The organism is Bacillus cereus group sp. MYBK227-1, assembly GCF_051916325.1.
In the GTDB taxonomy this organism is placed as follows: domain Bacteria; phylum Bacillota; class Bacilli; order Bacillales; family Bacillaceae_G; genus Bacillus_A; species Bacillus_A cereus.
On record NZ_JBQAGK010000005.1, the window covers coordinates 178,059 to 190,212 of the forward strand.

Sequence of the window (12,154 nt, forward strand, 5' to 3'; positions counted from 1 at the left end):
GTATAATGAAAGCGTGAACAAGTCTAAAGATTTTATCATTTTTGGTTTTTAAATAGAAAATAATGTGCATAGTCCTATTAATAAATGTGATAACGTATCTAAATTGATAAAGTAAATTCGATGAATAGTTGATCTTTATCTATTCGTGCTACAGGAGAAATGAAGATAATGGTTTCCTATTTATTGAGTTTTGGGATGGAAAGAGTAATTGAGATTCTTAAGGGGAGCTTTCTATAAAAAGATAGAAAGTAAATACATTCACAAGAAGGGAGCTCAATATGGAAAAATTGCTAATTGAAGGCGGAAGAGCTTTAAATGGAACAATTCGAGTAAGTGGTGCAAAGAACAGTGCCGTTGCATTAATTCCAGCGACAATTTTAGCAGATACTCCAGTAACTATTGGTGGTGTCCCTAATATTTCGGACGTGAAAATGTTAGGAGACTTACTAGAGGAAATTGGAGGGAAAGTAACTTATGGACAGGAGGAAGAGATGGTAGTCGATCCTTCTAACATGGTTGCAATGCCTTTGCCAAATGGAAAAGTGAAAAAATTGCGCGCTTCTTATTATTTAATGGGTGCAATGCTTGGCCGTTTTAAAAAAGCTGTTATTGGGCTTCCGGGTGGATGTCATTTAGGACCGAGGCCGATTGATCAGCATATTAAAGGGTTTGAAGCGCTAGGTGCACATGTTACGAATGAACAAGGTGCCATCTATTTAAGAGCAGATGAGCTACGCGGGGCACGTATTTATTTAGATGTTGTTAGTGTAGGAGCTACGATTAATATTATGCTAGCAGCTGTACGAGCGAAAGGTAGAACTGTTATTGAAAATGCAGCGAAAGAGCCTGAGATCATTGATGTAGCTACATTGTTAACAAGCATGGGAGCACGTATTAAAGGTGCTGGTACTGACGTAATCCGAATAGATGGTGTTGACTCTTTACATGGTTGTCACCATACTATCATCCCAGATCGTATTGAAGCTGGTACGTATATGATTCTAGGAGCTGCATCAGGAGGAGAAGTAACGGTTGATAACGTTATTCCTCAGCATTTAGAATCAGTTACTGCAAAGCTAAGAGAAGCTGGTGTTCAAGTTGAAACGAACGATGATCAAATTACGGTGAACGGTAATAGAAAGTTAAAAGTAGTTGATATCAAAACGCTTGTATATCCAGGTTTTCCAACGGATTTACAACAGCCGTTTACGACGCTTTTAACAAAGGCACACGGGACGGGAGTTGTAACAGATACAATTTACGGTGCCCGTTTCAAACACATTGATGAATTACGTCGTATGAATGCTCAAATTAAAGTAGAGGGTCGTTCGGCAATTGTAACTGGTCCTGTGTTACTGCAAGGTGCAAAAGTGAAGGCGAGTGATTTACGAGCAGGAGCGGCACTTGTTATTGCAGGGTTAATGGCAGATGGAATTACAGAAGTAACAGGACTTGAGCATATTGATCGAGGTTATGAGAATATAGTGGACAAGCTTAAAGGGCTTGGTGCAAACATTTGGCGAGAACAAATGACAAAGCAAGAAATTGAAGAAATGAAGAACGCATAAGTGATACTTCCGCAAGGGGGAAGCATCACTACTTGCGGAAGTACACTTTATAGAAAAACACGGTTCACAAAATACGGCAGAAATATAAAGGCTTAAAGGAGAGGGATTATCGTGGAAAGAAGTTTATCTATGGAGTTAGTACGTGTAACAGAGGCTGCAGCTTTATCATCAGCGCGTTGGATGGGGCGCGGGAAAAAGGATGAGGCAGACGGTGCAGCAACATCAGCTATGCGTGATGTATTTGATACAATTCCGATGAAAGGTACAGTTGTAATTGGTGAAGGTGAGATGGATGAAGCACCAATGCTATATATCGGAGAGAAATTAGGTACAGGATATGGACCACGTGTAGACGTTGCGGTTGATCCTTTAGAAGGGACAAACATCGTAGCAGCCGGTGGCTGGAATGCTCTTGCTGTCATTGCAATTGCAGACCACGGTAATTTGTTACATGCCCCTGACATGTACATGGATAAAATCGCGGTTGGCCCAGAAGCAGTTGGGGCGGTCGACATTGATGCGCCTATTATTGATAACTTACGTGCAGTTGCGAAAGCGAAAAATAAAGATATTGAAGATGTTGTAGCGACAGTTTTAAATCGTCCACGTCATCAAGAAATTATTGAAGAAATTCGTAAAGCTGGTGCGCGCATTAAATTGATTAATGATGGAGATGTAGCTGGAGCGATTAATACAGCGTTTGATCGTACAGGTGTAGATATTTTATTTGGATCTGGTGGAGCACCTGAAGGTGTATTAGCAGCAGTTGCTTTAAAATGTTTAGGTGGAGAAATTCACGGAAAACTATTGCCACAAAACGAAGCTGAATTAGCACGTTGCAAAAAAATGGGCATAGAAGACATTAATCGTATCCTTCGCATGGAGGACTTAGTAAAAGGTGACGATGCAATCTTTGCAGCAACAGGCGTAACAGATGGAGAACTATTACGTGGTGTTCAATTTAAAGGTAGCGTAGGAACAACGCAATCCCTTGTTATGCGCGCAAAATCAGGCACAGTTCGCTTCGTAGATGGTCGTCATAGCTTAAATAAAAAACCGAACTTGGTTATTAAGTAAAAGGTGGAAGCGGCTCGCTCAGAATCGCAGGACACTTTCAACTCTCGACCTTGAAGCGCTCTTTGCTTCGAGTGAGAGAGTAAAATGACCGGAGATTCTAGCCGCTGGAACTGGATTTAAGTAAAAAGCGTAAGCAGCTTGTTCAGAATGGGAGGTGGATGGAGCTTCTGACGTAGAGGCGCTTTTTGCCTCGCAGGAAGAAGTGAAGCCACTGACCATTCTAGCTGCTGAAGCTAGATTAAATAAAAAGCGTAAGCAGCTCCTTCAGAAAGGTTAAAATGGTCGATCTTTCTAACTATCGGAGCTGGAACTAAATTAAATAAGAAGCGAAGACAAATTTTCTTGTCTTCGCTTCTTGTATTTGTGTTCCAACGTATTGATTAAAACTAGATAAAAGGGTTACAATAGTGAATATTACCCTACTTGAACTTATTGCCTTTCATTATTAATTATTTGCCTTCCGTATTTTTTCCCTTTACCCATGAAAAAAGAGAATAACGTTAAAGTGTGGTGTCTGAATGAATTTGTCAATTGCAGCATTAGAAAACATGAAATTAAAAGAGTTATACGAGCTTGCGAAAGAATTTAAGATTTCGTATTATAGCAAGTTAACGAAAAAAGAGCTGATTTTTTCTATTTTGAAAGCTCGAGCAGAAAAAGAAGGTTTCTTTTTCATGGAAGGCGTATTAGAAATTATTCAATCAGAAGGATTTGGATTCCTACGTCCTATCAACTATTCTCCAAGCTCAGAAGATATTTATATCTCAGCTTCGCAAATTCGTCGTTTCGATTTACGTAATGGAGATAAGGTTTCTGGTAAAGTACGACCTCCGAAAGAAAATGAACGCTATTTTGGGTTATTACAAGTTGAAGCTGTAAACGGAGATGATCCAGATTCAGCAAAAGAGCGTGTGCATTTCCCTGCATTAACACCATTATACCCAGATCGCCAAATGAAATTGGAAACGGAACCGAAAAAGTTACCGACACGCATCATGGATTTAATCGCACCAGTTGGATTTGGACAACGTGGTTTAATTGTTGCGCCTCCAAAGGCTGGTAAAACAAGTCTATTAAAAGAAATCGCGCACAGTGTTACAACAAATCATCCGGAAGCAGAACTAATTGTACTTTTAATTGATGAGCGTCCAGAGGAAGTAACAGACATTGAACGTTCTGTTAAAGGAGATGTTGTAAGTTCTACTTTTGATGAAGTACCAGAAAATCATATTAAAGTAGCTGAGCTTGTGTTAGAACGTGCGATGCGTCTTGTAGAGCACAAGAAAGATGTTATCATTTTAATGGATAGTATTACCCGTTTAGCTCGAGCTTACAACCTCGTTATTCCACCAAGTGGTAGAACATTATCAGGTGGTATCGATCCAGCTGCCTTCCATAGACCGAAGCGTTTCTTTGGAGCTGCACGTAATATTGAAGAAGGCGGTAGCTTAACAATTTTAGCAACAGCCCTTGTTGATACAGGATCACGTATGGACGATGTTATTTACGAGGAATTTAAAGGAACTGGAAATATGGAACTTCACTTAGATCGTTCATTAGCTGAACGTCGTATCTTCCCAGCGATTGATATTCGTCGTTCTGGTACACGTAAAGAAGATCTATTAATTCCAAAAGAACATTTAGACAAGTTATGGGGCATTCGTAAGACAATGCGTGATACACCAGACTTTGTTGAAAGTTTCTTACGTAAGCTTCGTCAAACGAAGACAAATGAAGAGTTTTTACAAAACATTGTTGCAGACTCGAAAAGGTATGTAACAACTAAGTAAAGGGAAAAAATCAAGACTCGCTTATTTTATAGTAAGCGAGTTTTTTATGCTGTTTAGGTGATATTAAAGAGAGAAATAAGTGAAAGAACCTGAGTTAGTCAGAGCTGGATGAGCTCCCTCCAGCGGCTAGAATGGTCGGTGGCTTCGCGTCTTCCTACAAGGTAAAAAGCACCTCTACGTCAGAAGCTCCATCCCCCTCCCATTCTGAACGAGCCGCTTCTGCTTTTAAATTGTATCTAGTTCCGACGGCTAGCTCTTCGTGTCTAAGAACCTCCCGCACTAAAGGTAAAAAGCACCTTTTGTGCGAGAGAACCTTAGCCGGTCAGAGCTAAACGAGCCGTCTACACTTTTAATTTCAAAAGACAAAAACAGGTAGTTGCAAAATGAAGTTAGCCTTGTTATAATTTCATCATATGTGTTTCATCAATATAGTTGTGTATGCAGCTGAAGATGAAAAACTCTGTTTCGAAAATGATTCAGGGCGGAAGGAGATGAAAAGAATGAAAGCAGGAATTCACCCAGATTACAAGAAAGTTGTATTCATGGACACAAACACAGGCTTCAAATTCTTAAGCGGATCTACTAAAGGATCTAACGAAACTGTTGAGTGGGAAGATGGTAACACTTATCCATTACTAAAAGTTGAGATCAGTTCTGATTCTCACCCATTCTACACTGGACGTCAGAAGTTTGCTACTGCAGACGGACGCGTTGACCGCTTCAATAAGAAATACGGTCTTAAGTAATAAAAACATAAAACAGGCAAGTGTATGTATTCGCTTGTCTGTTTTTTTTGCGAAAATATTATACCTTTACCCTACTTTTAACTGAAAAGTAGATGAAAGGAGAGCTTCATGTACTTAATAAATCAAAATGGCTGGATTGAAGTGATTTGCGGTAGTATGTTTTCTGGCAAGTCAGAAGAGCTAATCCGCCGTGTGCGCCGTACGCAATTTGCAAAACAACATGCAATTGTATTTAAACCATGTATTGATAATCGATATAGTGAAGAAGATGTTGTATCACATAACGGATTAAAGGTAAAAGCAGTTCCTGTTTCAGCTTCAAAGGATATATTTGAACATATTACAGAAGAGCTGGATGTTATTGCAATCGATGAGGTGCAATTTTTTGATGGGGACATTGTGGAAGTGGTGCAAGTATTGGCAAATCGTGGCTATCGTGTCATTGTAGCTGGTTTAGACCAAGATTTCCGTGGTCTACCATTTGGACAAGTTCCTCAGCTGATGGCGATTGCTGAACATGTGACAAAACTACAAGCAGTATGTTCTGTATGTGGATCTCCAGCAAGTCGTACACAACGATTAATTGATGGAGAACCAGCGGCATTTGATGATCCAATTATTTTAGTTGGAGCTTCAGAATCGTATGAACCACGTTGTCGTCATTGTCATGCAGTACCTGCAAACAAAGATAAGTAAAACTCGCTGCGCAAGGCGGGTTTTTTTCAAAATAGAGAGAATGAGCGGTGTGAGCCGCTTACGCTTTTAAATATATCTAGTTCCGGTGGCTAGCTCTTCGCATCTAAGAACCTTCCGCCCGAAAGGTAAAAAGCACCTTTAGGTCGAAAGAACCTTAGTTGGTCAGAGCTGAAAGAGCCACTGCCACTTTTAAATATATTATCTAGCTCCAGCGGCTAGAATCTCCGGCCATTTCGCTCTCTCGCTCGAAGCAAAAAGCGCTTCAAGGTCGAGAGCTCCAATGGCCTGCAATTCTGAGCGAGCCGCTTGCGCTTTTAAATATAATTTGCGTTTTTTTGAGTAAGTACCATATACTATTTGTATTAGATACTAGGATGTAGAGGTGAATGATGTGTTAGATCGTTTGCAAGCTGTAGAAAATCGTTATGAGAAGTTAAATGAATTGTTAAGTGATCCAGCGATTATTAGTGATTCAAATAAGCTTCGTGAATATTCAAAGGAACAGTCTGATATACAGGAAACGGTAGAGGTGTATCGTGAGTATAAGGATGTTCGTGAGCAATTAAAAGATGCGAAAGCAATGTTAGAAGATAAGTTAGACGCAGAAATGCGTGAAATGGTAAAAGAAGAAGTTTCTGAGTTAGAATCACAAGATAAAACATTATCAGAGCGTCTGAAAATTTTACTTGTTCCAAAAGACCCTAATGATGATAAGAACGTTATCGTTGAGGTTCGTGGAGCTGCTGGTGGAGACGAGGCAGCTTTATTTGCTGGTGACTTATACCGTATGTATAGCCGTTACGCTGAGGTACAGGGCTGGAAAACGGAGATTATTGAGGCTAGCTATACAGAGTTAGGTGGATATAAAGAGATTATCTTTATGATTAATGGTAAAGGTGCTTTCGCGAAGCTGAAATTCGAGAATGGTGCTCACCGTGTACAACGTGTTCCTGAAACGGAATCTGGTGGACGTATTCATACATCTACAGCAACTGTAGCTGTATTACCAGAGGCAGAAGAAGTAGAAATTGATATTCATGAGAAAGATGTTCGTGTTGATACATTCGCTTCTAGTGGACCTGGTGGACAGAGCGTTAATACAACGATGTCAGCGGTGCGTTTAACGCATTTACCGACTGGTGTAGTTGTATCTTGTCAGGATGAGAAATCACAGATCAAGAATAAAGAAAAAGCGATGAAAGTATTACGCGCACGTGTTTATGATAAGTTTAGACAAGAAGCGCAAGCTGAGTATGATCAAAACCGTAAACAAGCTGTTGGTACGGGAGATCGTTCAGAGCGTATTCGTACGTATAACTTCCCGCAAAACCGTGTTACAGACCATCGAATCGGTTTAACGATTCAAAAGCTAGATCAAATCTTACAAGGTAAGTTAGATGATTTCATCAATGCCTTAGTGATGGAAGATCAGGCTCAAAAGATGGAGGCAGCGGAGTAATGCGTGTCTATGAAGCCCTGAAATGGGCTTCTTCTTTTTTACAGGAAAATGGACGAGATGAAAATGCGGGAGAAATTGTCCTTTGTCATGTATTAAAGGTGAACAGAACAGGATTACTTATGAATATGCGTGAAGAAATAACTGAGGAACAAGAGAAAAGCTTTACGAAGTTTATCCATAAGCATGTAGAAGGTATTCCTATTCAATATATGATTGGTTATGAAATGTTTTATGGACGGTCTTTCTTTGTGAATGAAGAAGTATTAATACCAAGGCCGGAAACAGAAGAGCTTATAGTGGGAGTATTAGAAAGAATCGAGCGCCATTTTGGTGATGAGAAACTACATGTAGCAGATATAGGTACAGGTAGTGGAGCGATTTCTATTACGCTTGCTTTAGAAAATAAAAATCTTCATGTGTATACAGTAGATATTGCACAAGAGTCGATTGAAGTTGCAAAAGAAAATGCAAAAGCTTTAGGTGCAGAAGTAACGTTCTATCACGGTGATTTATTGTCACCATTTCATAAAACGGGTCAAAAGCTAGATGTTGTTGTTTCAAATCCTCCATATATACCGGAAGAGGATTGGCGTGGTCTTTCTCCTGTTGTGAAAGAGCATGAGCCGAAGAGAGCACTTGTTGGTGGTGAAGACGGATTAGATTTCTATCGCCGTTTTATGGAAGAATTGCCGAATGTGTTGCAGAAGAAAGCGATTGTGGCGTTTGAAATTGGAGTAGGACAAGGTGAGGATGTAAAAAGATTTTTACAACAAGCTTTTCCACATGCTCATGTTGAGGTTGTTTTCGATATTAACGGAAAAGATCGTATGGTATTTGCAGAGATGGAGTAAGGTTCACACCTTACTCTATTTTTTTGTGGAAAAATTCATATAGATTTTGAATTTAATAGTTTAGAAAGATGAAAGTCTGTCCACACTGTTTGTAGAAGGGACGGTGGAGGAAATGAAAAAACAAGTTATTGCTTATCTTCTTATACTATTAATTGGTGCACAGTTACTTGTGCAGTTTGGATATATGAAAGCTGATGCGAAAGGGCCTTCAGTTATTCCGAAAGAGGCCGTTCGATTACGAATTTTAGCAAATAGTGATTCAGATAAAGACCAGGCATTAAAGCGTAAAGTGCGTGATGAAGTAAAAGCACAAATTGATGGATGGGTAGCGGATTTAACTTCATTTGAAGAGGCGCGCAAAGTAATTCAAAGTCATATTCCAGAAATCGAGAAAACGGTGGAAAATACGTTAAAAAGAGAAGGAAGTAAAGAATCATTTCAAGTGAAATTTAGTAAGAATGTAAAGTTTCCGACAAAGGTATATGGGAATTTTATTTATCCGGCAGGGGAATATGAAGCAGTCTTAATTACAATTGGGGAAGGTGAAGGGGCAAACTGGTGGTGTGTATTATTTCCACCGATGTGTTTCTTAGATTTTTCAAGTGGTACAGCTGTAAGGAAAGAAGAACATGTTGTGAAGGCTGAATCTCCTGAAGAGGAGCAAGTAAAACAAATAGATAATGAAGAAGTAGTAAATGTAGAAGAGAAAAAAGAGGATGAGGTAAAAGAAACGAAAGTTGTAAAGCGGGAAGCAGTAAAAAAAGTAACAGCTTCTGAAAAGAAAGTAGTGAAAAATGAAACAAAAGTCGAAGAGCAGCCTGTAAGTAAAGAAGAAACAAAAAATGTGGAAAAAGTGGAGAAATCTGTGGAGAAAAAACAAGAACAGCAAAATGAGTATGTAAAAGTAGAAGAGGAAGAAGAAAAGCCAGAAGTTAAATTGTTTATTGTAGAAGCTTTTACATCTTTATTCTCTAAATAGTACTATTAATAAATCCCTCCTCATATATAAAAATGAGGAGGGATTTATTATGAAGAAAGTGTATTTTGCTACGAAAGCAGATGTGGAAAGATTACATTCTTTTTTCGGACAAGCTAATAAAAAAGATGATAAAATAAATGAGTTGTACGCACAATTTATGATTTTGGAAGAGGCGGAAGAAATACGAGCTGTAATTGGTTATGAACAAAGTGGGGAAGATGTACTTATTCGTTCTTGTTTATTCACACCTCATGTGGATAAACAGACTTTCTTATATTTTTTTGAAATGTTTTTGCAGTATATGAAAGAAAAAAGTGTTCAACAATTGTACTTACTAACAAATCATCCACAATCTGTACCGATCTTTCAGTTCTTTGACTTTTTTACTATAGAAAAGGATGAGGTTCCAGAGGGAATTCAACAGCTAGAACATTTTTGTAAAAATATAAAAGAGCAGAATGCAATAATACTAAATTGTCAGCTATTCACAAAGTTATCCACGGATTAATTAGGTTTATCCACATTTTGTGGATAAACCTTGTTTGTCTTTTGGATAAATCTCATAGTAAACTAAAAATAGACAAGTATTTAAGGCTAGAAAAGGACGTGGAAAAAAATGCATACAAATATGTGGGTTGTGGATAATGTTGTGGAAAGAAAAAAATATTATCCACAGTTACAAGAAGCAGCAAAATTATTAAGAGAAAATGAGGCGGTTGCTTTCCCTACGGAAACAGTATATGGGTTAGGGGCAAACGCGATGGATGATGAAGCAATCGCGAAAATTTTCGAAGCGAAAGGAAGACCGAGTGATAATCCACTCATTGTCCACATAGGTACAAAATCTCAGTTAGATGGGATTGTGAAAGAAATTCCACCAGTTGCAGAGAAGTTAATGGCGCATTTTTGGCCAGGACCATTAACAATTATTTTGCCGAGAAAAGAAGGAATTTCAGAGAAGGTGACGGCAGGACTTAATACGGTTGGAGTAAGAATGCCTGATCATCCAATTGCACTTGCTCTTATTGAAGAGGCGAATGTACCTGTTGCGGCACCAAGTGCGAATCGTTCAGGGCGTCCAAGTCCAACATTAGCTTCTCACGTATATGAAGATTTGAATGGGAAGATTGCAGGTATTGTTGATGGTGGTGCAACTGGAGTAGGCGTTGAATCAACTGTAATTGATTGTACAAGCACGGTTCCAACAATATTACGTCCAGGTGGGATTACGAAAGAACAATTAGAAGCGGTGATAGGTACTGTTTCTTTAGATCCAGCTTTAAAGGATGAGAAGGAAAAACCGAAATCGCCTGGAATGAAATACACACATTATGCGCCGAAAGCACCACTTAGTATTGTCGAGGGCTCACGTGAGTTTATTCAGCATCTTGTGGATGAGAAAAAGAAAGAAGGATTTAAAGTAGGCGTATTAACGACAGAAGAGTATCAGCATGTATATAGTGCAGATGTTATATTATCTTGTGGTGTTAGAAGTGACTTAGCTAGCGTTGCGACTAAATTATATGATGTACTTAGAACATTTGATGCAAGTGAAGTGGATGTTATTTTTAGTGAGTCATTCCCTAATGAAGGAATAGGGAATGCAATTATGAATCGTTTAACAAAAGCGGCAGGACATCATATTATTATTGAATGATAAGGTAAGATTAGCAAACAGAATATTTCTCCTTGGATAAGCATATTGTGAAGTAGCACGTCCAAGGAGGGGCATGAATGACGTTTGAACAGCTAATACCTTTAATAATTATGGCATTCGCCTTAGGGATGGATGCGTTCTCGGTGAGTCTTGGTATGGGGATGATGCCCCTAAAGTTAAGACAAATCCTGTATATTGGTATGACGATAGGGATATTTCATATTATTATGCCGTTTATAGGAATGGTACTAGGTCGTTTTTTATCAGAGAAATATGGAGATATCGCACATTTTGCGGGTGCTATTTTATTAATCGGACTAGGGTTTTATATCGTATATTCGACCATTTTACAAAATGAAGAGACTAGAACTGCTCCTATTGGAATTAGTTTATTCGTATTTGCATTTGGCGTCAGTATAGATAGTTTCTCAGTAGGGCTTAGTCTTGGTATTTATGGGGCACAGACAATTATTACGATTTTACTTTTTGGATTTGTTAGCATGTTATTAGCGTGGATTGGTTTATTAATTGGGAGACATGCGAAAGATATGCTCGGTACATACGGTGAGATAGTAGGTGGTATCATTTTGGTTGGGTTTGGATTATATATCCTTTTTCCTATATAATTTTATGTAGGAGGGAATTATGAACAAGCTATTGGAATGGTATGTTAAATTTTTAACCTTCTTTCCTCGATGGCTAAGAAGACTTATAATTTGGGGTATTATTTTGCAAATTTCGATGTTAGGTTGGATTAAGTTAATTCGTGAATGGTGAGATAGTTCCTTTCTGTGAATATTTTGTTTGTACTATATTTATTACGCTAAAAATTACAGATATAGAAAGGATGAGATGAATGACGAGATTGAAGCAAGTTTTTGGTATTATTATTAGTTTTTTTGTTTTTTGGTTTAGTATGCTCGGTGTACAAATGTTTGCTGAGTTTTTAGATATTGAGTCATTGAAATTTGTTGCGGGAAAGACTGAGGCGGCGCGTGCCTTTTACTCTCCGTACCCGTTTTTAATTGTTTTTCTTATTACATTGCTTTCCCTATACTTCTTCGTAATTAAGCTAGGGAAGCCGAAAAAAGAGAAAATGCCTACTTTAGAGGAAAAGAAGGAAGAATTACAATGATAAAATCCCCTGCTAAAAAGCAGGGGATTTTATATTTGAGTGATGGGAGGAATCTAGCTGCCTCCGCTTTTAGATGTTATCCAGCTCCAGCTGCTAGAATCTCCGGTCATTTCGCTCTCTCGCATGAAGCAAAAAGCGCTTCAAGGTCGAGAGCTCCAATGCCCTGCGATTCTGAGCGAGCCGCTTCCGCTTTTAG

Annotated in this window: 13 protein-coding genes; all 13 read left to right on the forward strand. The window is 38.7% G+C overall.

The features are described from left to right. Positions 1-278: 278 nt before the first annotated feature. Positions 279-1,568: a UDP-N-acetylglucosamine 1-carboxyvinyltransferase gene (gene murA, locus ACTFRM_RS22200; RefSeq protein ID WP_000413254.1), complete on the forward strand. Its 1,290-nt coding sequence runs from the start codon at positions 279-281 to the stop codon at positions 1,566-1,568. 111 nt (positions 1,569-1,679) lie between these two features. Then, a complete protein-coding gene (glpX, locus tag ACTFRM_RS22205; protein ID WP_000442340.1) occupies positions 1,680-2,645 on the forward strand; it encodes a class II fructose-bisphosphatase in 966 nt (321 codons plus the stop codon). 518 nt (positions 2,646-3,163) lie between these two features. After that, the gene (gene rho / locus ACTFRM_RS22210; RefSeq protein ID WP_001053903.1) at positions 3,164-4,435 is read left to right on the forward strand and encodes a transcription termination factor Rho; all 1,272 of its coding nucleotides are present in this window, start codon (positions 3,164-3,166) and stop codon (positions 4,433-4,435) included. A gap of 500 nt (positions 4,436-4,935) precedes the next feature. Then, positions 4,936-5,181, forward strand: a complete 246-nt coding sequence (locus tag ACTFRM_RS22215) for a type B 50S ribosomal protein L31 (RefSeq protein WP_000643433.1) — start codon at positions 4,936-4,938, stop codon at positions 5,179-5,181. Positions 5,182-5,289: 108 nt separating this feature from the next. Next, on the forward strand, positions 5,290-5,877 hold the full coding sequence (locus ACTFRM_RS22220) for a thymidine kinase (protein ID WP_000280859.1): 588 nt from the start codon (positions 5,290-5,292) through the stop codon (positions 5,875-5,877). A 391-nt stretch (positions 5,878-6,268) separates the two neighbouring features. Then, on the forward strand, positions 6,269-7,336 hold the full coding sequence (gene prfA, locus ACTFRM_RS22225) for a peptide chain release factor 1 (RefSeq protein WP_000887064.1): 1,068 nt from the start codon (positions 6,269-6,271) through the stop codon (positions 7,334-7,336). Next, the gene (prmC, locus tag ACTFRM_RS22230; RefSeq protein WP_001267067.1) at positions 7,336-8,187 is read left to right on the forward strand and encodes a peptide chain release factor N(5)-glutamine methyltransferase; all 852 of its coding nucleotides are present in this window, start codon (positions 7,336-7,338) and stop codon (positions 8,185-8,187) included. The genes prfA and prmC overlap by 1 nt, the downstream gene beginning before the upstream one ends. 112 nt (positions 8,188-8,299) lie before the next feature. Beyond that, the gene (gene spoIIR / locus ACTFRM_RS22235; RefSeq protein WP_000745065.1) at positions 8,300-9,166 is read left to right on the forward strand and encodes a stage II sporulation protein R; all 867 of its coding nucleotides are present in this window, start codon (positions 8,300-8,302) and stop codon (positions 9,164-9,166) included. A 49-nt stretch (positions 9,167-9,215) separates the two neighbouring features. Further along, positions 9,216-9,674 carry a mechanosensitive ion channel protein gene (locus ACTFRM_RS22240; protein ID WP_000758437.1) on the forward strand — a complete coding sequence of 153 codons (459 nt, stop codon included), beginning with the start codon at positions 9,216-9,218 and terminating at the stop codon, positions 9,672-9,674. A 108-nt stretch (positions 9,675-9,782) separates the two neighbouring features. Continuing rightward, a complete protein-coding gene (locus tag ACTFRM_RS22245) occupies positions 9,783-10,823 on the forward strand; it encodes an L-threonylcarbamoyladenylate synthase (protein WP_000557353.1) in 1,041 nt (346 codons plus the stop codon). A gap of 77 nt (positions 10,824-10,900) precedes the next feature. Further along, entirely contained in the window at positions 10,901-11,449 is a 549-nt protein-coding gene (locus ACTFRM_RS22250) for a manganese efflux pump MntP (protein WP_000142475.1), read from the forward strand. Positions 11,450-11,468: 19 nt separating this feature from the next. Then, entirely contained in the window at positions 11,469-11,600 is a 132-nt protein-coding gene (locus ACTFRM_RS22255) for a hypothetical protein (protein WP_001037634.1), read from the forward strand. Between the two features lie 79 nt (positions 11,601-11,679). Then, positions 11,680-11,958, forward strand: coding sequence for a DUF3935 domain-containing protein (locus ACTFRM_RS22260; RefSeq protein ID WP_000197472.1), 279 nt, complete (start codon positions 11,680-11,682; stop codon positions 11,956-11,958). Positions 11,959-12,154 lie beyond the last annotated feature (196 nt).